This is a genomic window from Streptomyces sp. NBC_01549 (assembly GCF_026339955.1).
Classification (GTDB): Bacteria; Actinomycetota; Actinomycetes; order Streptomycetales; family Streptomycetaceae; genus Streptomyces.
On the sequence record NZ_JAPEPW010000001.1, the window covers coordinates 1,995,678 to 2,020,445 of the forward strand.

24 protein-coding genes and 1 riboswitch are annotated in these 24,768 nt (G+C 70.6%); of the genes, 11 read left to right on the plus strand and 13 right to left on the minus strand.

Annotation, left to right across the window (positions count from 1 at the left end):
* Positions 1–90: 90 nt before the first annotated feature.
* Positions 91–2,616, minus strand: a complete 2,526-nt coding sequence (gene pcrA / locus OG819_RS08600) for a DNA helicase PcrA (RefSeq protein ID WP_266648781.1) — start codon at positions 2,614–2,616, stop codon at positions 91–93.
* Positions 2,617–2,887: 271 nt separating this feature from the next.
* Positions 2,888–3,060, plus strand: a riboswitch (cyclic di-AMP (ydaO/yuaA leader).
* Positions 3,061–3,067: 7 nt separating this feature from the next.
* On the opposite strand from pcrA, the gene OG819_RS08605 reads away from it, so the two are divergent.
* Both OG819_RS08605 and OG819_RS08610 read left to right on the plus strand, forming a co-directional pair.
* Positions 3,068–4,255 carry a C40 family peptidase gene (locus tag OG819_RS08605; RefSeq protein ID WP_266648784.1) on the plus strand — a complete coding sequence of 396 codons (1,188 nt, stop codon included), beginning with the start codon at positions 3,068–3,070 and terminating at the stop codon, positions 4,253–4,255.
* A 183-nt stretch (positions 4,256–4,438) separates the two neighbouring features.
* Positions 4,439–5,422, plus strand: a complete 984-nt coding sequence (locus tag OG819_RS08610; RefSeq protein ID WP_266627730.1) for a tellurite resistance/C4-dicarboxylate transporter family protein — start codon at positions 4,439–4,441, stop codon at positions 5,420–5,422.
* Here the strand turns inward: OG819_RS08610 and OG819_RS08615 are convergent.
* Positions 5,400–5,753, minus strand: a complete 354-nt coding sequence (locus OG819_RS08615) for a hypothetical protein (protein WP_266436984.1) — start codon at positions 5,751–5,753, stop codon at positions 5,400–5,402. The two genes, OG819_RS08610 and OG819_RS08615, sit on opposite strands and share 23 nt — an antisense overlap.
* Positions 5,754–6,165: 412 nt before the next feature.
* On the opposite strand from OG819_RS08615, the gene OG819_RS08620 reads away from it, so the two are divergent.
* Positions 6,166–7,257: a C40 family peptidase gene (locus tag OG819_RS08620; RefSeq protein WP_266648786.1), complete on the plus strand. Its 1,092-nt coding sequence runs from the start codon at positions 6,166–6,168 to the stop codon at positions 7,255–7,257.
* A gap of 22 nt (positions 7,258–7,279) precedes the next feature.
* Entirely contained in the window at positions 7,280–8,038 is a 759-nt protein-coding gene (locus tag OG819_RS08625; protein WP_266648788.1) for a hypothetical protein, read from the plus strand.
* Positions 8,039–8,116: 78 nt separating this feature from the next.
* Here the strand turns inward: OG819_RS08625 and OG819_RS08630 are convergent, their stop codons facing one another.
* Positions 8,117–8,923 (minus strand): response regulator transcription factor, encoded by an 807-nt coding sequence (locus OG819_RS08630; RefSeq protein ID WP_266627700.1) that lies wholly within the window; start codon positions 8,921–8,923, stop codon positions 8,117–8,119.
* A complete protein-coding gene (locus OG819_RS08635; RefSeq protein ID WP_266648789.1) occupies positions 8,920–10,245 on the minus strand; it encodes an ATP-binding protein in 1,326 nt (441 codons plus the stop codon). The genes OG819_RS08630 and OG819_RS08635 overlap by 4 nt, the downstream gene beginning before the upstream one ends.
* Positions 10,246–10,387: 142 nt before the next feature.
* Here OG819_RS08635 and OG819_RS08640 point away from each other — a divergent pair, with 142 nt between their 5' ends.
* A complete protein-coding gene (locus OG819_RS08640) occupies positions 10,388–11,854 on the plus strand; it encodes a PspC domain-containing protein (protein ID WP_266648791.1) in 1,467 nt (488 codons plus the stop codon).
* On the plus strand, positions 11,841–12,065 hold the full coding sequence (locus tag OG819_RS08645; RefSeq protein ID WP_266436998.1) for a hypothetical protein: 225 nt from the start codon (positions 11,841–11,843) through the stop codon (positions 12,063–12,065). Before OG819_RS08640 ends, OG819_RS08645 begins: the two co-directional genes overlap by 14 nt.
* A 109-nt stretch (positions 12,066–12,174) precedes the next feature.
* On the opposite strand, the gene OG819_RS08650 is transcribed toward OG819_RS08645, so the two are convergent.
* Entirely contained in the window at positions 12,175–12,711 is a 537-nt protein-coding gene (locus tag OG819_RS08650; RefSeq protein ID WP_266627694.1) for a DoxX family protein, read from the minus strand.
* Positions 12,712–13,164: 453 nt separating this feature from the next.
* On the minus strand, positions 13,165–14,469 hold the full coding sequence (locus tag OG819_RS08655; protein WP_266648792.1) for a hypothetical protein: 1,305 nt from the start codon (positions 14,467–14,469) through the stop codon (positions 13,165–13,167).
* A gap of 162 nt (positions 14,470–14,631) precedes the next feature.
* Here OG819_RS08655 and OG819_RS08660 point away from each other — a divergent pair, with 162 nt between their 5' ends.
* Positions 14,632–15,540, plus strand: a complete 909-nt coding sequence (locus OG819_RS08660; RefSeq protein WP_266648793.1) for a DUF4429 domain-containing protein — start codon at positions 14,632–14,634, stop codon at positions 15,538–15,540.
* Positions 15,541–15,569: 29 nt separating this feature from the next.
* Here OG819_RS08660 and OG819_RS08665 read toward each other — a convergent pair whose 3' ends face one another.
* The gene (locus tag OG819_RS08665) at positions 15,570–16,364 is read right to left on the minus strand and encodes a class II aldolase/adducin family protein (protein WP_266627688.1); all 795 of its coding nucleotides are present in this window, start codon (positions 16,362–16,364) and stop codon (positions 15,570–15,572) included.
* A 211-nt stretch (positions 16,365–16,575) separates the two neighbouring features.
* Between OG819_RS08665 and OG819_RS08670 the strand changes: the two genes are divergently transcribed.
* Positions 16,576–17,082: a pyridoxamine 5'-phosphate oxidase family protein gene (locus OG819_RS08670; RefSeq protein WP_266648795.1), complete on the plus strand. Its 507-nt coding sequence runs from the start codon at positions 16,576–16,578 to the stop codon at positions 17,080–17,082.
* A gap of 9 nt (positions 17,083–17,091) precedes the next feature.
* Here OG819_RS08670 and guaA read toward each other — a convergent pair whose 3' ends face one another.
* A complete protein-coding gene (gene guaA, locus OG819_RS08675; RefSeq protein WP_266437015.1) occupies positions 17,092–18,672 on the minus strand; it encodes a glutamine-hydrolyzing GMP synthase in 1,581 nt (526 codons plus the stop codon).
* 460 nt (positions 18,673–19,132) lie between these two features.
* Between guaA and OG819_RS08680 the strand changes: the two genes are divergently transcribed.
* Positions 19,133–19,450: a chorismate mutase gene (locus tag OG819_RS08680; RefSeq protein ID WP_225900882.1), complete on the plus strand. Its 318-nt coding sequence runs from the start codon at positions 19,133–19,135 to the stop codon at positions 19,448–19,450.
* Between the two features lie 493 nt (positions 19,451–19,943).
* Here the strand turns inward: OG819_RS08680 and OG819_RS08685 are convergent, their stop codons facing one another.
* Both OG819_RS08685 and OG819_RS08690 read right to left on the minus strand, forming a co-directional pair.
* Positions 19,944–21,143, minus strand: coding sequence for a hypothetical protein (locus OG819_RS08685; protein ID WP_266648798.1), 1,200 nt, complete (start codon positions 21,141–21,143; stop codon positions 19,944–19,946).
* Positions 21,144–21,328: 185 nt separating this feature from the next.
* Positions 21,329–21,844 (minus strand): ATP-binding protein, encoded by a 516-nt coding sequence (locus tag OG819_RS08690; RefSeq protein ID WP_266648800.1) that lies wholly within the window; start codon positions 21,842–21,844, stop codon positions 21,329–21,331.
* A 103-nt stretch (positions 21,845–21,947) separates the two neighbouring features.
* On the opposite strand from OG819_RS08690, the gene OG819_RS08695 reads away from it, so the two are divergent.
* Both OG819_RS08695 and OG819_RS08700 read left to right on the plus strand, forming a co-directional pair.
* On the plus strand, positions 21,948–22,814 hold the full coding sequence (locus OG819_RS08695) for a helix-turn-helix transcriptional regulator (RefSeq protein ID WP_266648802.1): 867 nt from the start codon (positions 21,948–21,950) through the stop codon (positions 22,812–22,814).
* Positions 22,756–22,980, plus strand: a complete 225-nt coding sequence (locus OG819_RS08700; RefSeq protein WP_266648804.1) for a DUF397 domain-containing protein — start codon at positions 22,756–22,758, stop codon at positions 22,978–22,980. Before OG819_RS08695 ends, OG819_RS08700 begins: the two co-directional genes overlap by 59 nt.
* Here OG819_RS08700 and OG819_RS59075 read toward each other — a convergent pair.
* From OG819_RS59075 to OG819_RS08710, 3 genes are all read right to left on the minus strand, one after another.
* Positions 22,970–23,281 (minus strand): NAD-binding protein, encoded by a 312-nt coding sequence (locus OG819_RS59075; protein ID WP_353963253.1) that lies wholly within the window; start codon positions 23,279–23,281, stop codon positions 22,970–22,972. The genes OG819_RS08700 and OG819_RS59075 overlap by 11 nt on opposite strands.
* A gap of 86 nt (positions 23,282–23,367) precedes the next feature.
* Positions 23,368–24,048: a hypothetical protein gene (locus OG819_RS08705; protein ID WP_266648806.1), complete on the minus strand. Its 681-nt coding sequence runs from the start codon at positions 24,046–24,048 to the stop codon at positions 23,368–23,370.
* A gap of 85 nt (positions 24,049–24,133) precedes the next feature.
* On the minus strand, positions 24,134–24,754 hold the full coding sequence (locus OG819_RS08710; RefSeq protein ID WP_266648808.1) for an SMI1/KNR4 family protein: 621 nt from the start codon (positions 24,752–24,754) through the stop codon (positions 24,134–24,136).
* Positions 24,755–24,768 lie beyond the last annotated feature (14 nt).

Sequence of the window (24,768 nt, forward strand, 5' to 3'; positions counted from 1 at the left end):
GAGGCCTCGGACCCGACGTAACCCACCGGTCCCTCGCCCGACGACGTGACCGAACGCCGTCGCCGGGCTCCCCGCTGCCGCCCCGTAGGACTACAGCTTCTCCACCGGCGCGTACCGCAGCAGCAACCGCTTCGGCTTCGCCTCGCCGAAGTCGACCGTCGCCTCCGCGTTCGCACCCGTCCCCTTCACGCCGACCACGGTGCCCAGCCCGAACTGGTCGTGGGTGACCCGGTCGCCGACCGCCAGCGAGACCACCGGCTTCTCGGAGATCCCGCGGCGCGTCGCGAAGCCGGAGGCACCGGACGCCGCGGACCGCGAACGCGAGGACGACAGCGAGGCGGCCACACCGGAGACGGGCCCCGAGGACACGGGAGCGGTCGCACCGGTGCGCTTCCACTCCAGGTGCGTCTCCGGGATCTCCTCCAGGAAGCGGGACGGCGGGTTGTACGAGGGCTGGCCCCAGGCACTGCGCATGGACGAGCGGGTGAGGTACAGCCGCTCCCGCGCGCGCGTGATGCCGACGTACGCGAGGCGCCGCTCCTCCTCCAGTTCCTTGACCTGTCCCAGCGCGCGCATGTGCGGAAAGACGCCGTCCTCCATGCCGGTGAGGAAGACGACGGGGAACTCCAGGCCCTTGGCCGTATGGAGGGTCATCAGGGTGATGACGCCGTTGCCGTCCTCCTCGTCCGGGATCTGGTCGGAGTCGGCGACGAGCGCGACCCGCTCCAGGAACGCGGAGAGCTCACCCGACGCCGCAGCCGCACCAGCGGCCGCCCCCGTGCCTTCACCTTCGCCCTCGCCCGTCTCCTGCTCGAACTCCAGGGCCACAGCGGCGAGTTCCTGAAGGTTCTCGATACGGGTCTCGTCCTGCGGATCGGTCGAGGCCTGCAGCTCGGCGAGGTAGCCGGTGCGCTCGAGGACCGCCTCCAGGACGGTCGCCGGGCCCGCGCCGGACTCGACGATCGTGCGGAGGTCCTCCATGAGCGTGTTGAACCGCTTCACGGCGTTCGTCGACCGCGCCGCCATCCCGTACGCCTCGTCGACGCGGCGCAGCGCCTGCGCGAAGCTGATCTTCTCGCGCTGCGAGAGCGCGTCGATCATGGCCTCGGCGCGGTCGCCGATGCCGCGCTTGGGAACGTTCAGAATGCGGCGCAGCGGGACCGAGTCCTCGGGGTTGGCCAGGACCCTGAGGTACGCGAGGACGTCCCGGACCTCCTTGCGCTCGTAGAAGCGGACGCCGCCGACGACCTTGTAGGGCAGGCCGACGCGGATGAAGATCTCTTCGAAGACACGGGACTGGGCGTTCGTCCGGTAGAAGACCGCGACGTCGCCCGCCCTGGCCTCGCCCGCGTCGGTGAGACGGTCTATCTCGTCGGCGACGAACTGGGCCTCGTCGTGCTCGGTGTCGGCGACATAACCGGTGATGTTCGAACCGGCACCCGCGTTGGTCCACAGGTTCTTGGGGCGGCGGGACTCGTTGCGCTCGATGACCGCGTTGGCGGCGGACAGGATCGTCTGGGTGGAGCGGTAGTTCTGCTCCAGCAGGATCGTCGTCGCGTCCGGGTAGTCCTCCTCGAACTGGAGGATGTTGCGGATGGTCGCGCCACGGAAGGCATAGATCGACTGGTCGGCGTCGCCCACGACGCACAGCTCGGCGGGCTCGAGGTCGCCCGCGGCGGGCGATACGTCCTCGGGCCGGTCACCGGCGGCCGGGCCGACGAGCTCCCTGACCAGGGCGTACTGCGCGTGGTTCGTGTCCTGGTACTCGTCGACCAGGACGTGACGGAAGCGGCGCCGGTAGTGCTCGGCGACGTCCGGGAAGGCGCGCAACAGGTTGACCGTGGTCATGATCAGGTCGTCGAAGTCGAGCGCGTTGGCCTCGCGCAGCCGCGACTGGTACATCGCGTAGGCCTGGGCGAGGGTCTTCTCGAAGCCGTCGGCTGCCTGGGCGGCGAAGTCCTCCTCGTCGATCAGCTCGTTCTTCAGGTTCGAGATCTTGGCGCTGAAGGACTTGGGCGGGAAGCGCTTGGGATCGAGATCCAGGTCACGGCAGACGAGCGCCATCAGCCGCTTACTGTCGGCGGCGTCGTAGATCGAGAACGAGGAGGTGAAGCCGAGCTGCTTGCTCTCGCGGCGCAGGATCCGCACACACGCACTGTGGAAGGTCATCACCCACATCGCGTTCGCGCGCGGGCCGACGAGCTGCTCGACACGCTCCTTCATCTCGCCCGCGGCCTTGTTCGTGAAGGTGATCGCGAGGATCTGGCCGGGGTGGACATCGCGCTCGCCCAGAAGATGGGCGATGCGGTGCGTGAGCACCCGCGTCTTGCCGGAGCCCGCGCCGGCCACGATGAGCAGCGGGGAGCCGGAGTGCACCACGGCCGCGCGCTGGTTCTCGTTCAGCCCGTCCAGCAGGGCCGCCGGATCCACGGCGGGGCGGTGCGCGCCGTCGCGGTAGTACGTGTCCCGGCTCGCGGGCGCGTCGAAGCGGCCGCCGAACAGGTCGTCCGGAAGCGGCTCCGGCGCCCCGTCCTCGGGCGGCGGCGGGGGCTCTTCCTCGTGGGCCCCGGAAGGCTGGAGGTCCGCCAGAAAGCTGTCATCAAAGAGGCTGCTCATCGCTCTCCGAGTCTAGGCGGCCTCACTGACAAGCCGCGGCCACCCCGGAAACCCGACCGGTTTTTCCGTGACGGCGCATGATCTCTTTCCCGCACGGGGCGCCGTCACCGTTCAGGATCGATCCAATACGGTCAGCAACGATCAATGACCCCCGAGATCAAGGTCACGAAAATGTATCGGGCATATCGCACATCAAACTTCACAGAACACTTATGAGTTGGCTACCGTGCCGGGCAGGCCGCTCGACCCAACCGGCGAACGTCGCCGGGCCGCGCGGCCTCCGCCGAGTCCGGTGCGCCCATGTGGCAGCCGGAGCCGGGGACCCACCGACCTTGGGGTGAATCGGTCCAACTGTCCTCTGGGGCAAGGACCGTAGGGCAAACCTTCCGGAAGCACCCGCCCGAACCCGACAGCTAACTCGGTAGGCGGAAGACGGAAGGAGTCGCCTCTCTTGGCGTCGCATCGCAAGTCGAGTCCTACAGGTACACGCATAGCGGGTATACGGACTCCCGTCCTCGCCACGGCGGCCCTCACCTCCGTGGCCCTGCTCTCCCAGACGGCGAACGCCGCGCCCTCGGCCGATTCCAAGCCGAGCGTCGAAGAGGTCGAGAAGAAGGTCGACGACCTCTACCACCAGGCCGAGACGGCGACCGAGAAGTACAACGCGACCAGGGAGAAGACGGCCCAGCAGCGCAAGCGCGTCGCCTCTCTCCTCGACGACGTGGCCCAGCGCACCGAAAAGCTCAACACCGCGCGCGAGGAGCTGGGCTCGTTCGCCGCGGCGCAGTACCGCACCGGCGCCGCGGCCCCCGACACCGCGAGCCTCCTGCTGGCCGACAATCCGCAGGACTACTTCGACCAGACCCAGCTGATGGACCGTCTGACCACCCGCCAGAAGGCGGCCGTCGACGACTACGTCACCGAGCAGGCCGCCACCACCAAGAAGCGCGCGGAGGCCTCAGAGAGCCTGCAGACGCTCACCACGACGCAAAGCGCGCTGAAGACGTCCAAGGCCGACGTCCAGCGCAAACTCGCCGAGGCGCGCGACCTGCTCTCGAAGCTGACCGCCGAGGAGAAGGCGCGGCTCGCCGCGATCGAGAAGAAGAAGCAGGAAGCGGCCGACCGCAAGGCGGCGGAGCTGGCCCAGCAGCAGGCCGCGGCGGAGAAGAAGGCCCAGGAGGCGGCCGCCCAGCAGCAGACCGGCTCCGGGACCACCGGCACCTCCGGGACCACTGGTTCCACCGGCACCTCCGGGAGTTCGGCCACCGACTCCTCGTACACCGCCAAGGCCGACAAGGCCCTCGCCTTCGCCCGCGCCCAGATCGGCAAGCCGTACGTCTGGGGCGCGACCGGGCCCGGCTCCTACGACTGCTCCGGCCTCACCCAGGCCGCCTGGAAGGCCGCCGGCGTCGATCTCCCGCGTACCACCTGGGACCAGGTCAACGCGGGCACGACGGTCCCGCTCTCCGACATCAAGCCCGGTGACCTCGTCTTCTTCTACGACGACATCAGCCACGTCGGCCTCTACATCGGCAACGGCATGATGATCCACGCTCCCAAGCCGGGTGCGTACGTCCGCGAGGAGTCGATCTTCTACGGCGGCGAGTCGATCATCCACAGCGTGGTGCGGCCGGCCTGAGCGTTTCCCGAGCTGTTCCTGAGCATTGCCCGAGCTGATCCTGAGCGGATCCTGAGCCGATTTCTCCGGGTGCACGCGCGCGTGTGGCTGTTTTTCGAGCCCTACGCGCGCGTGCAGGTGTTTTTGAGGCCCACGCGCGCGTGGCCCGCCGTCGGCACCGGCACGGCTCCTTAGCATCGGCCCATGTCTCGCACCTCCCCCTTCCGCGCCTGGTGGGCGCAGCGTCCGCCGGCGGCCGGGGCCGTCGTGATGGCGACCGGCATCGTGTCGGTCGCCCTGCATCTCACGGGGTACGAGGTGCTGTCCCGCATCGCCTTCGCGGTGGCCTGCGCCGTCTGGCTGGGACTGGCCGTGTCCTTCACCTTACGACTGCTGTGGGAGCGGGAGAGGTGGCTCGCGGAGGCGGGGACGCCCGGTTCGCTGACCGCCGTCGCCGCGACCGCCGTGCTCGGAACCCGGTTCTCGGTGGCGGGCCGGCAGACCGTGGCCGAGGCGCTGCTGGCGCTGGCCACGGTGCTGTGGCCGGGGCTGCTCGTGCGGGTCACACGGCAGTGGCGGGGGCGTATGCCGGGGACCGTGTTCCTCGGCTGTGTGGCCACAGAGTCGCTCGCCGTGACGGCGGCCACGATCGCCGCGGCCGAGTCGACGGCCTGGCTCGCGCACGCGGCGCTGGCGTTGTTCTGGCTCGGGCTGGTCCTCTACGGGTTCGCGCTGGCCCGTTTCGAATGGCGGCAGGTGATCACCGGGGCCGGGGACCACTGGATCGTCGGCGGTGCGCTGTCCGTGTCGGCGCTGGCCGGGGCGAAGCTGATCTCCGCGGACAGCGCGAACCTGTACCTGTGGAACTTCGACGACAGGAGCGTGCTGCGTGCCGTGACCGTGGCGCTGCTGGTGCTCGACCTGGCCTGGTACGTCGTCCTGCTGGCCGCCGAAGTCGTCTGGCCGCGGCTGCGCTTCGACGTGCGCCGCTGGTCGACCGTGTTCCCGTTGGGGATGACGGCGGCGACCACACTGTCCGTGGGCACCGCCATGGACGTCCCGGGGCTCAGGACGCCCGGGCAGGTGATGCTGTGGATCGCGGTGGCGGCGTGGCTGGTGGTCGCCGCGGGGACGGTCCGGTACTACGTCGCCGCCACGGCCGCGATCACGTCCACAGAACCGCGATGAAGATGTTCGCCATGGTGAGCAGCCCCACCACGCCGAACTGGCTCTTGTCGACCTTCTCCTCGTCCCGCTTCACATAGACGAGGCCGAGGATCACGATCAGCAGGGCGAGCTTGACGCCGATCTTGATGGTGTTGACGTGCTGATCGTCGGCCTGGTTGAGGCCGACCAGGATCACGCCGGTGACCAGCATGGTCAGCGCGCCGTGCAGCATGCCGGGGACGAACCGGGCCGTGCCCTGGCCCATCGCCTTCATCTGGGTGAGGAAACCGCCGAGCAGCGCCGCGATGCCGATGATGTGCAGGCCGACGAAGAAATGGATGAGTACGTCCATGGAGCCGGAGCCTAATCGGCGACCCTGACCCCACTTGTCACCGGCCCTCCCCCTGTAGACCCGTACCACCTGGGAACCACCGACTGTCCCGGAACCGCCCCATCGGTCATCACACCGCGTGAAGTCGACGGCGCCGGGCCGGGATCACGGTCACATGCGGTCACTCCGCGATCCAGTGGCGCCAGTTCCGTACATAGCGTCTCCGGGGCGTCACTCTCAGGTTTAGCGTCCTCCACCAGGTGACCGGCTCCCCACCGCCGCCCTGGCCAGGGGCGGCAGCCGGACACCACCGCCGAGAAAGGTCCGGCGGCGGCCCGCTCCCCCTGTGGGGGCCGCCGCCGGACGTGTCCCCCGCTGACCGCGCTCGTCCCCGGCGGTCGTACGCAAGTCCCCGGGAAGGATGTGGGCCCTCGTGGCAGCGCACCGAAAGCCCAGACAGCGCTCGCTCGGTGGAAACACGGCCCGCACAGCCGTGACCATCGCCCTCGCGGGCGCGGCCACGGCAACGGGCTTCGACGGGACGGGGCACGCGGACCCGCAGCTGTCGCCGGCACAGGTGAAGGCCAAGGTGGACAAGTTGTACGAGGAGGCCGAGGTCGCCACCCAGAAGTACGACGGCGCGAAGGACAAGGCCCACAAGGCCGAGCAGCGGCTGAACGCGCTGCGCGACGAGGCGGCGCGCAAGGAGGACCGGCTCAACACGGCGCGCGACGCACTGGGTTCGATCGCCGCCGCCCAGTACCGCAGCGGGGGCCTGGACCCCGCCCTGCAACTCGCGCTCTCCGACAACCCCGACCAGTATCTGGAAGGGGCCGCGTTCGCCGAGCGGGCCGGCAGCAGGCAGGCGGAGGCCGTGGCCCGGGTGCGCAAGCAGCTGCGGGAGATCGAGCAGCTGCGCGGAGCCGCGCATGTCGAGCTGGCCTCGCTCAAGTCGCGCCAGACGGAGCTGAAGAGCGCCAAGAAGACGATCAACGGAAAGCTGGACGCGGCGCGGCAACTGCTGTCGCGGCTCACCGACGAGCAGCGCGCACAGCTCGGGGACCCGGGAGCGGCCAGGGGCGCCGGAAGCACGGGAAGCGCCGGGCAGCGCGCGTCGCGGTCCGCTCCGCGGGACCTCGGCCCGGTGTCGTCGCCCGGCTCCGTCGCGGCCCCCAACTCCCGTGCGGCGGAGGCCGTCGCGTACGCCTACGGGAAGCTCGGCAGCCCCTACGTCTGGGGCGCCACCGGGCCCGACGCCTTCGACTGCTCGGGCCTGGCCCAGGCCGCCTACCGCGCCGCGGGCATCTCGCTGCCACGCACGACGTACGCCCAGATCAACGCCGGACGCCGGATCTCACGGTCCGAACTCCTCCCCGGTGACCTGGTGTTCTTCTACTCGGGAATCAGTCATGTGGGCATCTACGTGGGAAACGGCCAGATGATCCACGCCCCGAACCCGTCGGCGCCCGTACGCCTGGCGCCGGTCGACGAGATGCCGTTCGCGGGGGCCACCCGAGTGGCGTGAAAGACACGGGAGTGACCGCGGTGTGGTGCGGACGGAGAAGTGGATCACGGTAGCGTCGACGCGGACGCTGTTTCCCTCGTCGTTCCGCCGCCGTTCCCTCATCGCTCCGCCGTCGTTCCGGCGCCGCTCCGTCGTCCGAGAGGTTCTGATGCCCGGCTCCCTGCTGCCGCCTCCGCCGCCGCCCGCGCACATCAGGACCTGGCCGGACCGCGCCGCGCTACTGGCCGACCGGGGTCGGGCGCTGGAGGAGCTGCGCAGGCGCAGCCTCGGGGTGCACCGGGTGCTGCTGCTCTGGCTGCTCGCGCTCGCGGCGATCGTCGGCTGGGCCCTGCTGGTGCTGCCGCTGCGACAGCTCGAGCAGCGCGACCCCACCGGTTTCGTCCTGGGCCCGCTCTTCGCCCTGCTGGGCCTGGCCGCGCTCGCCCCGACCGTCGTCGCCGTCGCCCTCTCCGTCCGCCGGGACCATCACATACACCGACTGCTCGACGCCTGGTCCGCATTGGACCGGCACCCCGCGACCGACTCCCGGCTCCGCTCCCCCGGCCTCAGCCTCTTCTGGCTGCTCTCCTCGCTCGGCGTCTGCGCGATCGGCGCCTGGACGTCCTTCGCGGCGGCCGCGCGGGCCGAGCCCGGCCATGCCCTGTACAGCGATGTCGTCCAGGGCATGGGTATCGGCCTGATCCTGTGGCTGACCGGCCTCATCGGCATCGTGAAGGCCGTACGCCACTACCGCTGGGCGCTACGGATACTGGGCCCGGCGCCCGACGCGGAACACCGGTAGGCACCGGTCGCCTCCGGCGGGTTCAGCGGACGTCATCCAGCGCGGGCGCGAGGACGTGAACGCGTGCGACGCGATCGGCTAGACCAGCCGGCGAGCCGTCGCCCATCGGGTCAGCTCGTGCCGGTTGGAGAGCTGGAGCTTGCGCAGGACCGCCGAGACGTGCGACTCGACGGTCTTCACCGAGATGAACAGCTGCTTGGCGATCTCCTTGTAGGCGTAACCGCGGGCGATGAGGCGCAGGACCTCGCGCTCGCGCTGGGTGAGGCGGTCGAGGTCCTCGTCGACGGGCGGGGCGTCGGTGGAGGCGAACGCGTCCAGGACGAATCCCGCCAGGCGGGGCGAGAAGACCGCGTCGCCGTCCTGGACTCGGAAGATGGAGTCCACCAGGTCCGTGCCGGTGATGGTCTTGGTGACATATCCTCGGGCGCCGCCGCGGATCACACCGATGACGTCCTCCGCGGCGTCGGACACGGAGAGCGCGAGGAAACGGACCGGCTGCTGGGCGTCGGACATCAACGGGGCACAGCGGCGCAGCACTTCGACACCGCCGCCGCCCGGCAGATGGACGTCGAGCAGGACGACCTCGGGCCGGGTGGCCGTGATGACCGTGACCGCCTGGTCGACGTCCGCGGCCTCGCCGACCACCTCGACGCCGGTCCGCTCGGTCTCTCCGATCTCGGCCTGCACTCCCGTACGGAACATGCGGTGGTCGTCGACGAGCACGACCCGCACACGACGTCCTCCCCCGGCAGAGGCCGCGCCCGCACCGGCGACAGGCTCGGTGGCCGGCCCCGTGGCCGACTCGGCCCCGGCCGTACTCACGGAGGCGTCCTCCGGCCCGTTCGATGCCGGGGTCTGCCCGGTCGGTCCGTTCGCGTCGCTCATGACGTCTTCTCCGCCCTTTCCATCTCCAGCTCGACCTCCGTGCCGCCGTCCGGCACCGCGCGCAGTCGCGCCGTGCCGCCGTTGCGCTCCATGCGGCCGATGATCGATTCTCTAACGCCCATGCGGTCGGCGGGTATCCCCTCGAGGTCGAAGCCGGGACCACGGTCGCGGACGGACACGAAGACCGTCCTGCCCTCGACTTCGGCGTAGACCTGTACGGCGCCGCCCTCGCCACCGTACTTGGCGGCGTTCACCATCGCTTCCCGCGCGGCCTGCATCTGTGCGGTCAGGCCCTCGTCGAGCGGGCAGTCGCCCACGACGACGACCTCGATGGGGACACCGTGCTTGTCCTCCACCTCGGCCGCGTTGCGCCGGACCGCCTCGGCCAGGGTCGCGGGCTCGTCCGCCTCGTCCTTGCCGGTGCCCTCCGGTTTGTAGAGCCAGGCGCGCAGGTCGCGCTCCTGAGCTCGGGCGAGCCGTCGCACCTCGTTCGCGTTCTCCGCGTTGCGCTGGATCAGGGTCAGGGTGTGCAGCACCGAGTCGTGGACATGGGCGGCGACCTCGGCCCGCTCCTGGGCGCGGATACGCATCAGGCGCTCCTCGGAGAGGTCCTGGGTCATGCGCACGAGATAGGGGCCGGCGAGGAGCGCTGTGCCGACCAGGACCGCGAGTGCCGCCTGGAGAACGGAACCGAGATGGGCTGCCGAGCCCTGGAGCACGAATATCCCGGAGACGCCCGCGGTGACGAGCAGGACACCGGCCGCGGAGCGCAGCAGCGTGAGCGTACGACGACGACGGCCGACCTCCACCCAACGGGCCCGGCGCGCGTTGTCCGCCTGGCGCCAGACCAGGGCAACGCCCGCGCCGACGAGAACGGTCGGCCAGAGATAGGCCCTCGCCCCACCGCCGAGATTCACATTGCCGACGAAGACCATGGCCACGACGACCATGAGGAGCAGGGCGACGATCTGGCCCCGGTCCGGCTTGCGGGCCACGAGTCTGCGGCGACCGTCGGAGGCGGTCTCGGTGGTGAAGGCCGGGGTGCGCCCCGAGTCGACGCCGCCGACGCCGAGCGGCACGAAGAACCAGAAGGCGGCATAGAGCAGCGCCCCGAGGCCGTCCGCCATGAACAGGCCGGCGAACACCAGCCGCACCCAGATCACGGGCAGCCCGAGATGCCCGGCGAGCCCTCGCGCCACGCCCCCGAGCCAGCGTCCGTCGCTGCTGCGGTAGAGCTTGCGCGGGGGTCGCGGGTCGTCGAGGGGCACTGCTGCGGCTTCCGGCATGCCATCGATGTTCACACGGCCGGAAGGCGGGAGCATCAGGGTCGACCCCCGAGACTCCCCTGATCTTCGGCGGACCGGTGCTCGAACGGCTCCCCCCGCCTCCGTCAGGGCCGATATCAGGGTTCGGCCAGGGTCATCCCGACTGCCGTCGGGCCTTCGCGCCCGTCACCATGGACACATGACAGATCAGCAGCACGCGGCAGCGGAGCCGGATCCCGGCCCCGGCCCGGGCGCCCCGTCATCGGGCGCCGGGCCGCGGGACGCCGCGCCGCCCGCCGCGGGCACCGCCACGGGAGCCACGGGAGCCGCGGAGGGTGCGGGAGCGCCAGGCGCGACAGGTGAGGAACCGCGCACGCACGGGGAGCGGCCCGCACCGGAGGGCCCGCGCAGGTTCCGGCGCGACCGGCGGCAGAAGCTGCTGGGCGGGGTGTGCGCCGGGCTGGGGCGGCATTGCGACATGGACCCGGTGATCTTCCGGATCGTGCTCGCGGTGCTCTCCGCGACGGGGGGCATCGGTCTCATCTTCTATGGCTTCGTCTGGCTGTTCGTTCCGTACGACGACGAGGAGGAGAACGAGGTCCGCAAGCTCCTCACCGGTCGCGTCGACGGCCACGCGCTGGCTGCCGTGCTGTTCGCCCTGGTCGGCTGCGGCGTGTTCCTGTCGATGCTGAACAACGCGAGCGTGCTGACGTTCGCCGTCGTCCTCTCCCTGCTGCTCGCGGGCGCGGGGTACTGGTCGCAGCAGCGCGGCGCCCCCGACCCGGACCCGCTCGCCGCCCAGGCCGTGGCGGACGCCCCGCCGGAGGCCCAGGCCCCGCCCGTCCCCGTCTCCTACCCCTCCTGGTGGCGCGACCCGATCGTCAAGGACGGCTCGCACGTGGGCGGCACGGGCTATCTGTGGGGCCCGATGGACGCCCGGGACCGGGATGTCGCGGCGGCGCTCACCATCGCCCGCGGCACGCCCCGGCCGGACATACGCGACCTCCGCGCGGCCCGTGAGCCGCAGCCGCGCGGCCCACGCTGGATCGGCGGCTGGGTCTTCCTGCTCGCGCTGGTCGCAGGGGGGCTCGGCACGGGCCTGACATGGAACGACCATCCGCTCGCCACCAGCCTGCAGACCGGTCTGTCCTACGCGCTCGTCGTTTTCGGTCTGGGCATCGCACTCAGCGCGTTCGTGGGGCGTACGGGCGCGGGGTCGGTCTTCCTCGCAGTGATCACGGCGGCGCTGCTAGCCGGCTCCGTGGCCATGCCGAAGGACATCAGCACCCACTGGATGCGGGTCGATTGGACTCCCCAGAACGCTGCCGCCGTACCACAGAGATTCGACCTCGGCACAGGTGTGGGCACCCTCGACCTCACCCACATCGGCCTCGCCAAGGGGCAGACGGTGACGACGACCGCTGAGGTGGGCGCGGGCCGGCTGAAGGTGATCGTCCCCAAGGACGCGACCTTGAAGCTGAACATCGACGTGGGCGTCGGGGACATCCAGTTGCCGGGCGACGGCAAGAAGGACGTGGACGTGGAACCGGGCAAGCACAAGCAGGTGACCCTGCCGGCTCCGACCGGCGGCAAGGACGGCGGCACGCTCGACCTGAACCTCCAGGTCGGCGTGGGACAGGCGGAGGTGATCCGTGCCACGTCATGAGTTCCAGCCGGGAAAGCTGGTCGCCGGTCTCTTCCTCACCGCCGCGGGCCTCACCTACGCGGGCGACGCGGGCGGTTGGTGGGACACACCGTGGTTCGCGATCATCCCCGTCGTCACGGGTGGGCTCTGCCTCGCGGGCGCGGTGGCGTTCCTGACCCATGGCATACGTCGGCGACGGTTGAGGCGGCGGGGGGCCGGGGTGTCCGGGTAGCGGGAGTGTTTGGGTAACCGGGCATAAACGGACCGTTGGTAGGTGCGGGGCGACCTACGCCCCGCACCTACCGACGTGTGATGCGCTGACCTGACCTGACCTGCGATGCCTAGTAGCTGAGGTCTCCGGACCGCTGCCCGCGCCTCGCGCGCAAGGCCGCGTCGACGGAGAAGACCGATGCGCCCGCGAGGACCAGGGGCAGCCAGGCCATCAGGTAGGCAAGGTCGTTGCCGTAGTAGTACGGGTCGGAGGCCCAGCTCACCGTCAGCCACAGGCTGAGCGAGATGAGCGCGCCGCCGAGCGCCGCGAGGCGGGCCAGTAGGCCGATCAGAGTGCCGATGCCGACGGCCAGTTCGCCGAAGGCGATGGCGTAGCCGAAGCCCACGGGGCTCTTCAGGGCGAGGTCGACGAGGGCCGGGATCGCGGATGAGTCGCGCACGTTGCGCATCAGGTCGCCGACCGAGCCGGAGCCCGAGGCTGAAAGGAAGGCGCTGTCCGTGAGTTTGTCGATGCCGGCGTAGATGAAGGTGACGCCCAGGAAGACCCGTAGGGGCAACAAGGCGTAACGGGTGGCGGTGTCCCGCCAGTTTCGTCCGCCGCCGTCGAGATGGGGGGTTTGGGTGTCCGACCGCATACCGTGAGTCATCGCTCTCCGCCGCCTCTCGCCCGCGTGCCGTTGACCCCTCAACAAACCATACGTACGAGAGTGGGTTCCAGCTCAACGCTCGGGGCCACATTTTTCGCCCCCGCCGCCCCTACCCGTCCCATCCGTATCTGGGGGCTACACCCCCAGACCCCCGATCGGCCTGACCGGCCTCGTCCTTGAACGCCGGACGGGCTGGAAGGTGCGGGCCAGGGTTGATGGGGCATCGGCCCTCTTCCTCATCCTAGTCCTCAAGCGTCGGACGGGGCTGGACGGTGCGGGCCGGGGCGAGTGGAGGGCGGGGGTCGGAACGTGGGGGGCGCGCCTTCGAACGCCGGGCGGCTCAAGGCTTTTGGGGGCGCGGGGAACTGCGCGACCAGCCCCCACCCCCCGCAGCCGAACGACTCCGGTGTGCTCCCTCAACCACCCGCGACCACCCACCCGTAGCTACGGGGCTCAGTCCGTTACCTCGATCAGGCAGCGGTTTGTTTCCACCCCGGCCGCCGTCACCACCTGGACCTCCACCCGGCCCGGTTCCACGTCCACCGGCACCGGGACGGTCAGGACCGCGTCCGTGGGGTTGCTGAAGCCACCGGGGACCGGCACCAGGGGGACATGGACATGCACCGCGCCGATGCGGACGACCATGCGGGACAGACGGTCCGCGCTCTGGGCGCCGGGCGGGACGAATCCGGCGCCCCGGATCTCGATGTCGTCGCCCGTGCGGATCGGCGCGTCGAGGTCGCCGGCCTCACGGGAGCGGACGACGGAGAGGATGACGGGGCGGCCGCCCTCGGCGTACTTCCCGGCGAGGTAGGTGGCCGCCGAGACGAGGACCAGGAGCGCGAGACCCCAGGGGAGGTCGGGGAGTTGCTCCGGACGCCGGGCCAGCCGTACCGCCGCGAAGACCAGGGCGACGGCGCCGACGGCGACGTACTGGATGTCGGCGAAGCTGCCCCGGCCCGAGTCGTCCGTGAGGAGGTCGGCGGCGCGCGGCCGGTCAGCGCGTACCTTCTGCAGGCGTTGCCCGAGGACCCGCAGGCCCACGATCCGGCGTACCAGGACCGCGATCGCGCAGACGACGGCGACAACGGTCACCACACCGGCGCCGCGGGCGAGTTCGAGGCCGGCGATCAGGTCGTCGCGTTTGCCGTGGGCGGAGGCCGCCGCCAGCTGGCCCACCAGGACGAGCACGGCGTAGACGACGAACAGGACCCAGCCGGCGGCCATGGCCCGCGAGGTGGAGAGGCGGTTGTCCTCGCCGATGACCGGGGCGAGGGCCCCGCCCCGCGCCCGGTGCAGATAGCCCGCGCCCGTCAGCCCGCCGGCCACCACGAGGGCGGCGAGCAGGCCTGCCGTGCGCGCCGCCGTCCAGCCCGCGCCGATCGCCGTGAGGGCCTGGACGAGGAGCAGCGTCAGGACGGCGCCCCACACCGCGTACGCCGTACGTCGCCACAGCCGTCCCAGCCATGCCTCGCCGTCGACACGCCCGCGCTCGGCGACCAGGTCGGCGGACTGGGTGAGTTCGTCGGAGACCCACTGCCGGGACGCGGACGCCGAGTGCGCGACGGCGGCGGGCAGCCCCTGTCCGGACGCCAGTTCGTCGCGCTTGGCCAGGAACGCGGCGACGGCGCGCCGGTGCCCCTCGCGCGCCCCGTGCGGACAGTCCCCGCAGGCGCAGCCGCCCGTGTGCGCCGCCCCCTGTCCCGCACCGAGCCCGCCACCGCGCTCCGCGCCGTGTCTCGCCTCCTGCACCGCCACGCCCGCTGCCGCCTTCCCCGCGCCGAGAGCTGCCTCGCAAGCTACAACTGCCTTGCGATGACAGGGCATTGTGCCGCACGCAACAGCGCTCGCGTCGGGCAGGTCCGGTCAGCGCGGGTGAAGCACCGGACCCCGTGTTGACCCGGCTGCGAGAATTTCCCCATGGCCGAGATCATCCAGCGCGACGGGACCTGGGCCTTCGACGGCAGCACGGTCAGGATCACGCCGGGACTCCACCGCTCCGTGCCGCTGTTCCGGCAGACGTACGGAGAGATCACGGTTCCCCTGGAGGCGGTTTCAGGCATCGTCTACGAGCCCGAACGCAAGCGCGGCAGACTGCGCCTCAGGCTCCGTGAGGGCGCCGATCCGCTGCTCCAGGCGACCGGCGGGCGGCTCCCCGACGCGGCGGACCCGTACCGGCTGACGGTCGACATCGACCGTACCGGGGTCGCCGAGTACGTCGCCGAGGAGATCCGGCACGCCCTGCTCCTGGACCAGATCCCCAAGGAACCGGCGAAGGCCTTCCTCCTCGCGGGGCCGCCCGTGCCCGTGTCCGTCCGGTCCAGCGACGGCACGGTCTCCTTCGACGGCGCGCAGGTGCGGATCGACTGGGCGGACACCTCGGACCGGGTCAAACGGGCGACGGGGCCGCGGATCATCGCCGTCGGGGACCTGGTGCAGGTGGAGTGGCTGCCCAACTCCGGGTACGAGGACGGGTTTCTGCGGTTCGTGACGCGCGAGACCGTGTTCTCCAAACTGCCGCCGGAGAAGGATCCGTTCGCCCTCGACCTGTGGGGCAGCGCCCGCCGCGATCTGCTCACCGCACTCGTCGCCGCCGCGGTGACCGCCCGGCTGCCGCATCCGTCCCTCCGGGCGGGCGAGCACGTCGACCGGCCCCCGCAACTCACCGCCTCCGCGGCGGGACCGGTGCCGGCGCCCGTACCGCCGCAGGCCGACCACCACGACGTACTGCTGCGCCGGCTGCGGGAGCTGGGCGAGCTGCACCGCGACGGCGTCCTCACGGACGAGGAGTTCGCGGCGACCAAGGCGGCGGTACTGCGGGGTTTCTAGGGCCTGTCCGGGCCGAGGCGTTCCGGGATTCAGCTGAGAAGGTCCGGCTCGCTGCGGCTGATGTCCTGCCACAGCGGCTGGTAGTTGATCCACGCCACCAGGTCGCCGCCGAGCTGCTCCCGGGTCGCGACCGCCTGCTTGTGGTCGATGAGGACGGGGCGGCCCGCGGCCCGTGCGGTCAGCTGGACCTGGCTGGAGCGTTCCATCGACAGGAACCACCAGGCCGCCGCGTCCACCGAGTCGCCCACGGTCAGCAGCCCGTGGTTGCGCAGCACCAGTGCCTTGCGGGTGCCGAGCGCGGAGGCGATGCGGCGACCCTCCTCGGTGTCCACGGCGACACCGGTGTACGAGTCGTACAGCGCGATGTCCTCGTAGAAGGCGCAGCTCTCCTGGCTGATCGGGTCGAGCAGGTCACCGAGGGCGGACAGGGCGCGGCCGTACACGGAGTGGCAGTGCGCGACGGCGACGACATCGGGGCGGGCGGCGTGGACCTGGGCGTGCACGGTGAACGCCGCCTGGTTCACGTGGTAGCGGCCCTCGATCACCTGCCCGTCCTGGTTGGCCATGACCAGGTCGCTCACGGTGACGTGCTTGAAGGGCATCCCGAAGGGGTTCACCCAGAAGCAGTCGCTGTACTCCGGGTCGCGCGCGGTGATGTGCCCGGAGACCCCGTCCTCGAAGCCGAGCCGCCCGAAGATCCGCAGCGCTCCGGCCAGCCGCTCTTTGCGGTGGCGTCGCTCGTCGTCCAACGACTCGTGCATCGGCGGCATGGCGAACCGCAGCTGGTCGGTGGGCAGGGGCAGGGGCGGAGTGGGCCCTTGCATAGGTCCTCCAGCACTGGCGTGTTCGATACGGAGCGGAAGTTACCTCTGGTAGGCGCAGGAGAACAGAGCCGTTCGGTGAAGAGAGTGCGCAACCGTTACGAGACTGCCGGGGCCACCGTTCGAGGGCGCCCGTCGAACGCCCGTCGTTCACCCGCCAATCACCCACCAATACCCGACAGAAGGTGTCGGGTATTGGCGCCACACTCACCGTATGAGCGCTACCAAGAGCCCTGCCGAACATGCGAACCCCGCCCGCTGGGGCACCTTCGCCGCCGCCGAACCCTCACTCGCCCGCTCGGTCGAAGAGCGTTTCGGGGCCTTCACGCACCACGTCCTCGCGACCCTCCGCAAGGACGGTTCGCCCCGGACCACCGGGCTGGAGGTGCGTTTCCTGCGCGGCGAACTGTGGCTCGGCATGATGCCGGACTCGCTCAAGGCGCTCGACCTGCGCCGCGACCCGCGCTTCGCGCTCCAGGCGAACCCGGGTCCGGGCACGGCGATGGGGGGCGGGGACGTCCGGATCAGTGGACGGGCCGTCGAGGTCGACGACGGGGCGGTCAAGGCCGCGTACGTGAAAGAGGTGGAACCGCCGGAGCCGTTCCACCTCTTCCGCACCGAGCTGACGGAGGTCGCATGGACCTACGTCGAGGACGACACGTATCTCGTCGTCCAGGTCTGGACGCCCGGAGAGCCGGTGCGGACTCTCAGGCGGACCTGAGGGGTGGGACTACTCCCACTCGATCGTGCCCGGGGGCTTGCTCGTGACGTCGAGGACGACTCGGTTGACGTCCGCGACCTCGTTGGTGATGCGGGTCGAGATCTTGGCGAGGACCTCGTACGGGAGGCGCGACCAGTCGGCGGTCATCGCGTCCTCGGAGGAGACGGGGCGCAGCACGATCGGGTGACCGTACGTGCGGCCGTCGCCCTGGACACCCACGCTGCGGACGTCCGCGAGCAGGACCACCGGGCACTGCCAGATGTCACGGTCCAGGCCGGCCGCCGTGAGCTCCTCGCGGGCGATGGCGTCGGCCTCGCGGAGCAGGTCCAGGCGCTCCTTGGTGACCTCGCCGACGATCCGGATGCCGAGGCCCGGGCCCGGGAAGGGCTGGCGCTGGACGATCTCGTCGGGGAGACCGAGCTCCTGCCCGACCATCCGGACCTCGTCCTTGAACAGCTTGCGCAGCGGCTCGACGAGCTCGAACTCGAGGTCCTCGGGGAGGCCGCCCACGTTGTGGTGGGACTTGATGTTGGCCGTGCCGGTGCCGCCACCGGACTCGACCACGTCCGGGTAGAGCGTGCCCTGGACGAGGAACGCGACGTCCTCGCCCTCCGCGGCCTCGGCGATGATCTCCGCCTGGGCCTGCTCGAAGACCCGGATGAACTCCCGGCCGATGATCTTCCGCTTCTCCTCGGGGTCCGAGACACCCTTGAGCGCGGTGAGGAACCGCTCCTGCGCGTCCACGACCTTCAGCTGCACGCCGGTCGCGGCCACGAAGTCCTTCTCGACCTGCTCGGTCTCGCCCTTGCGCATCAGGCCGTGGTCGACGTACACGCAGGTCAGTTGGGAGCCGATGGCCTTCTGTACGAGAGCGGCGGCGACGGCGGAGTCCACACCGCCGGAGAGGCCGCAGATGGCGCGCTTGTCGCCGACCTGCTCGCGGATGAGGGCGACCTGCTCGTCGATGACGTTGCCGGTCGTCCAGTTCGGCGTGAGGCCCGCGCCGCGGTACAGGAAGTGCTCGAGCACCTGCTGGCCGTGCGTGGAGTGCATGACCTCGGGGTGGTGCTGGACGCCGTACAGCTTCTTCTCGTCGTTCTCGAAGGCCGCGACCGGGACGACGTCCGTGGACGCCGTGACCGTGAAGCCCTCGGGGGCGGCGCTGCACGCGTCGCCGTGCGACATCCACACCGACTGCTCGTCCGGGGTGCCTTCGAAGAGGGTCGATCCGGACTTGGAGACGTGCAGGGGCGTACGGCCGTACTCGCGGGCGCCGGTGTTGTCGACCGTGCCGCCGAGGGTCGTCGCCATCAGCTGGAAGCCGTAGCACATGCCGAAGACGGGGACGCCGGACTCGAAGATCGCTCGGTCGAGGCGGGGGGCGCCCTCGGCGTACACCGACGAGGGGCCTCCGGAGAGGATGATCGCCGCCGGGTTCTTGGCGAGCATCTCCTGGACCGGCATGGTGCTCGGCACGATCTCGCTGTAGACCCGGGCCTCGCGGACGCGGCGGGCGATGAGCTGGGCGTACTGCGCACCGAAGTCGACGACCAGGACGGTGTCGGGGGCGGCGGGGGACGCTTCTGGCACGGTTTGCCTTCCGGCGGTGAGCAGGGGGTGTGGGGTATCGAGTCTACCGGGGGTCCACGCGAGCATGCCTGCACCGGGTTCTCCGCCCCCGCCACCCCTACCCGACCCCTCCCGACTCGGGGGCTCCGCCCCCAAACCCCCGATCGGCCTGAACGGTCTCGTCCTCAAACGCCGGACAGGCTGAAAGACGCACGCCAGCGCCCTCAAGGGGCGCGGGGAATGCGGGGCGAAGCCCCGTCCGCCCGCACTTGGGTCCGAGTCTCAGTATCCGAACCCGCTTGGACGTGGCACGGCCCTGTGGGCATACTGCTTGCATGCTCACGCAGGCGACCTTCCTGTTTACCTATGGCAACCGGCCCACCGGCTGCCATGGTCGTGCTGCTTGAGCAACTGACAAGCGACTTCCCAGGCGCCCCGGGCCGACAAGGCCCGGGGCTTCTGTCGTTTCCGGGTCCTGCCGATCCGGGGCACCTCATCCCAAGAGGAGCCCACCATGGCCGACGTACTCGACAAGACCGGCGCCCGTACCGACGAGGCCGCAGACGTGATCACCGGCGCCCGCGAACGCATCGACGCCCTCGACGACCGGATCATCGGCCTCGTCCAGGAACGGATGGCCGTGTCGAAGGTGATCCAGGAGGCCCGGATCGAGTCCGGTGGCCGCCGGGTGAACCTCTCGCGCGAGATGGAGATCCTCGCCCACTTCAGGGACGCGCTCGGCAAGCCCGGCACCTCGCTCGCCATGACGCTGCTGGAGCTGTGCCGCGGCCGCGTCTGACCCCGTACGCGACGTACGCACGTACGCATGCCCTCTCACCCGTACGGCGCGTGACCGGGGCGCCGCGGACTTCGTTGGTCCCGGTGTCCGTGCCAGCCAGGGGCGGGCCCGAAAGAACCACGCGTGGCTCCACTGGGGCGATGAGACGTACGGATCGTGCCGTACGTCGTGGGACCTCGTCCCAGGGGTGTGACCGGACGGCAGGGGACAGCAGCCCGGTCACTCAAGAGAACGGTCGGCTCCGGGGACGCCCGGGGCCGTCCGACGGAATCTGATCGACGAAATCTGTTCGACGGCCCGAGCACACCCCCAGGCTCTGGGATCCGCTCCGCTCCACGGTCCCAGTCCCGTACCCCCATGTTCGTACCGAGACCCGCGGCGCACCCCCCGGCGCCGCTCCCCAAGCACCGGCGCTGCCCTGACGTCGGTGCTGGCGAAGAAGGGCCCCGCGGTCTCCGTCCCGCGGGGCCCTTCGCACGCCCGTCGGATCCCGTCAGGTGCGGGACACCGTGCCGCACGTCTCCGTGCCGGAGTGCCGGATGTCCCGGCTTCGGTCGTACGGGTCGGTCGTGGGCCCCGTCGGAGGCGCGCCGGTGGGGGCGGCCGAGACGAACTGGGGGTGCAGGAAACCGTCGTAGACGTCGCAGGAGGTGTTGCCGAGGTCCTGGTCGTACCGGGTGATCGACAGCTTGCCGGGAGTGGCCTGGTACTTCCGCGGGTCGAGGAGTTCGAGGTCGAGGACGCGGCGCACGATGGTGCGGGCCACTTCGGTCGACGCCCCGGACGTCTCCGTCGCCCCCGACGCCTTCGATGCCTGGTCCGCCTGGATCAGGGGGTAGACGAAGGTGTAGTCCATGTGGATGGCGACGGACGCGTGTGCGCCCGCCTTGAACGTCGTCCGGCCCCGGACCTTGACCACATCCCCGGCCGGCCGCACCTCGGCCGGGTCGAACCGGCTGAAGAGCAACAGCGGATCGTGCTTCTTCCCCGGCGCGCGCAGCCAGCTGTTCACGTCGTCCAGCATGCGGGGCTGCTTCGGGTCGAGGAGCGCGAGCACGCTCTCGGGGCGCTCGCCCCGCAGGGTCCCCGGGTTCAGGTTCGCGCCGACGAGCAGGGTCTTCGCCTGCTTCAGGGCCGCGGCCACCTGCGCGCTCGTGAACGTACCGACCGGCGTCGCCTTCGGTACGACGATGGCGGCGGCACCGTCGGCCCAGCGCTCGGCGGGCGATCCGGCGAACGGCCTGTCGAGGGTGGGCGTGTCGGGCGCGGCGCTGGAGGGAACGGCGGTCGGAGGCGCGGTCTCGGCGGGCAGCGCGGCGGCGGACGCACCCCCTGACGGCGTACCGGACGACGTGCCGAAGGGGTCGCCCGGCAACAGCGAGGGCTTGACCGCCACCAGCGCCACGGCGATCGCGACGGGCACGCCGAGGATCGCCCACAGCCGGCGCCGACGGGACGCGCGCCCGTCCATCTCCCGCCACGCGGGGCCTGTCCGCCAGCCCTCCGGCTGAGCACCCCGCGCCTCCTCCTGCCTCAGCCGCTCAGTCACCATGCGGGCGCGCGCGGACGGCTCCTTGGGCGCCCCGGACAATCGGATGTCCCGCTCGCTGTCCTGCACAAACCGCTCCCATACGTCGTCCGGTATGGACGACTCGGGCTCCTCGGACGGCTCCTTGGACGGCTTCTCGGCCACGGCGCTCGCGCCTCTCCCCCATGATCGACCTGCTGATCGGCTTACTCGACAGTCAAGCGAGGGACAGTTCTAAGCCGTGCGACAGGGAGTTCACAAGTCGAACGCGGATATGACCCGTCCCACATGGGAATTCCCGGAGCCGCCCCGCCCAACGTTCCCGGAACATGGCCACCCCTCAGATACGTTCAGAGACAACGCAGTTCGCACCAGACGGTCTTGCCCCCACCCGGTGCCGACTCCACACCCCACTTGTCGGCGACCGCCTCGACCAGCGCGAGCCCCCGCCCCGACTCGTCCGTCGGAACGGCACACCGCACCCTCGGTAACGGCCCGGCCGCGCGGTCGCGTACAGCCAGCCACACGCCGTCGCCGTCGTCCGTCCGCGCCAGCACGGTGACGCAGCGGCGGTCCGGTACGTGGCGGTACACGTTCGACAGGAGTTCGGTGACGACCAGTTCGGCGGTGTCGGCGACGCCGGGCAACTCCCATGCGCGAAACAGCGCCCGGACGGTGCGGCGCACATGGCGGGGGCTGTGGTCGCCCACCGTGAGGACGATCCGGTAGTGGCCACCGGCCGGACCGTCCATGCACTCCACGCCGCTCATGCCGTTTACGTCATTGCCGCCGTTTACGTCGTTCCCGCCGTTCACCGACTGTCCGTCCAGCCGCCCGCCCACCTGCCGGTTCGATTCGTCGTTCATGGGACAAGGCTGGACTGCGGCGATTACGCTCCGCCATGGAGTGAACACAACTTTCCACTCCGTCACGGACGATGCGACCGTTGGCGACAGCAAAGGAGCTGCCATGGCCAACATCAAGTCCCTCGACCCCGGGGCCTCTCCGCTCCACTACTTCGGCGCGGAGCTGCGCCGCCTGAGAGAGGAAGCCGGACTGACGCTGGAGCAGGTCGGCAAGAGAGTGTTCCTCACCGGTTCGATGATCGGCCAGATCGAGACGGCCGCGAGAGTCCCCAAGGACGAGCACGTGCCCCGCCTCGACACGGCCGTGGACGGCAAGGGCGCACTGGTGCGGGCCTGGATCCTGGCGCAGCGCAGCCGACTGCCGGGCTGGTTCCAGCGGGTGGCGCGGATGGAGGCGACCGCGAAGGGAATCCACGTGTTCCAGGCGCAGTTGGTGCACGGCCTGCTCCAGACCCCGGCGTACGCGGGGGCCGTGCTCGGCGTGATGAGCACGCGCGATCTCGACACGAGCGTGGAGGCCCGCATCGCCCGCCAGGAGATCCTGCGCCGCGAGGAACCGCCGGTGTTCTGGGCGGTGTTCGGCGAGGGGGTGCTCTACCAGGAGATCGGCGGGCCCACGACCATGCGGGGACAACTGGCGCGCCTGTTGGAGTACGCGGACGTGGACGAGGTGCAGATCCAGATCCTGCCGTACTCGGCCGGAGCACACACCGGGCTGATGGGGTCGTTCAACATCTACTCCTTCGACGACCAGGCGAGCGTGGCGTACATGGAGGGGTACGAGGACGGCTGGGCCACCATCAACCCGAAGGAGGTCAGGGCCCGTTCACTTCGTTACGATCTCCTACGAGCCTCCGCGCTGTCCCCGGCGGACTCGATGGAACTCATCGCCCGAGTGATGAAGGAGCGCTATGAGCACCGCCCAGACTCCGACGCCGACTCCGATTCGGGCCCGCGTCCAGTGGCGTAAGTCCAGCTACAGCGGCGACACAGGCGGCGACTGCGTCGAGGTCGCCGACCTCCCCCAGGCCGTCGCCGTCCGCGACTCCAAGCAGCCCGAGGGTCCTGCCTTCACGGTGAGCCCCGGGGCGTTCGAGGTGTTTGTGCGGGGGGCGGCGAACGGGCTTATGCGCTGAGGCAGTTGGCGGAGGGCGTCCCAACGGCGGTCTCCGGAACCAGATGAGTGGGCGGGGCCCGGAGACTGGAGGCACCACCTCGGACCCTGCCCACTCGACCCGCCATCGCGCTCAAGTCCCGTTCGGCGTGGCCTGCTTGGCCCGCGTCGCGCACCAGCGCACGGTTCGTCTCGGCCTGCCGCATCGGCGCACCGACCCGCTCGGCGAGGGCCAGGATAAAGTCCAGGTCCTTGCCGACGAGTTGGAGTGTGAAGGCCACCCGCGTCTCGTCCCGGTAGAGGTAGGCGTCCCGCTTGTCCAGACCGGCTGGTCCGCCGAGCGACGGGCTCGGTCCATCTTCCGCGTGAGGTGCACTCGTTGGAGGGGCTCACTTGTGAAATCGCCGGCTCACCCGAAGGAGCCCGCGCCGTCGGCCGCCGCGTTCAGGTCCGGGGGCCAGGAGGCGATCAGAAGGTCACTGGAGGCGTCGATGCCGTGGGCGGCTCGGTGGCGGGCGATGGACGGGTCACTGACTGCCACCGTGAGGGCCGAAAAGACCTCACCGGATCGATTGCTGTTCGCCTTCGTCTCGCTCAGTCTGTGGCCGGGACACGCCGCGGCAGGTGGAACGACAACGACAAAGTCCAAGGGCGTGGGGCCGGCCGTCGGTCGCCCGTCGGCGGAGCCGGAGGTGATCTTCACCGGAAGACCGTAGGCGGCGACCTCCACGCCGTCGCGGCCCTGGATCTCCACGCTCGGCCCCTCCGCCCCCAAAGGCCTGCCGAGGGTAAGCGGCTGCTTGCCTCCGGCGGCAATGGACAGGTGGATTGTGAGCTGTCCCGGATCGGACGCTCCCGAGCTGACGTAGCCGTAGTTCCTGACGACCATCTGGGGTGTTGCCGAGTCCTTCGGCGGGCGGGGGCCGGAGAAGTGGTGCCGATTCTGCTTACCGCACATGCTCAACGCAGCCGTGCCGCCCTCATTCAGGGGTGTATCGCGCAGTGCGGCGTTCGCGTGCGTCGTCGCGAGCCCGGCCGGGTGACCGCACCCCACGACCGCCCACAGCAGTGCCGCCGATCCCGCCCCCACCCCCGCCAGCGCCTCGCCATGCCCTGCTCCTCGTCGTCCGCTCCCCCACGCGTCACCCGCTCCGCCCCTCAGCCCCGGGCCCGACTCACAAGTCCGCGAAGGGGTCCATGGACTCGCCGGTCCAGGGATCCACGCCCTCGTCGAGGATCCGTTCCTCGTCCCTGAAGTTCAGGAAACGTGCGGTGCCCCGGCCCCACAGCGTGGTGACGCTGAGGGGGCACTCGTCGAAGTCGGAACGCAGGACGCGCAGGACAAACTCCGCCATCCCGCATTCGTGAACGGCCCACCCCCCGTCCTGACGTGCCCACACTGCCACCGGCCAGCGCTCCGGGTCCGGGTCCGAGGTGACCCAGCACAGTGCGTCAGCACCGTTCGTCTGCCCCCAGACGAGCATGTCCGCCAAGGCGTACCGGGAACGGGCGCCGGAGTCCTGCCAGTCGCTCATGGACTCGGCTTCCAGGACATCGTCCGGTAGCCGCCCCACCGTCAGCGGTGCAGCGGAGTTCCCCGGTCGCGGAATCGACACGAAGATGGTGTCTTCGAACGATCCCGCGCCGAAGGCCGCGACGAACTCCCGGTAGTCACTCGGAAACGACTCCACACCCAATTCGGCGGCCGCGGCCTGCCAGTCGACCGCGTCCCCGGCCACGCCCCCCTCGTGAAGGAGGGAGACGACCTCTCTCAGCTGTCCCAGCGCGTCGTTCACCGTGCGTTCCTTGT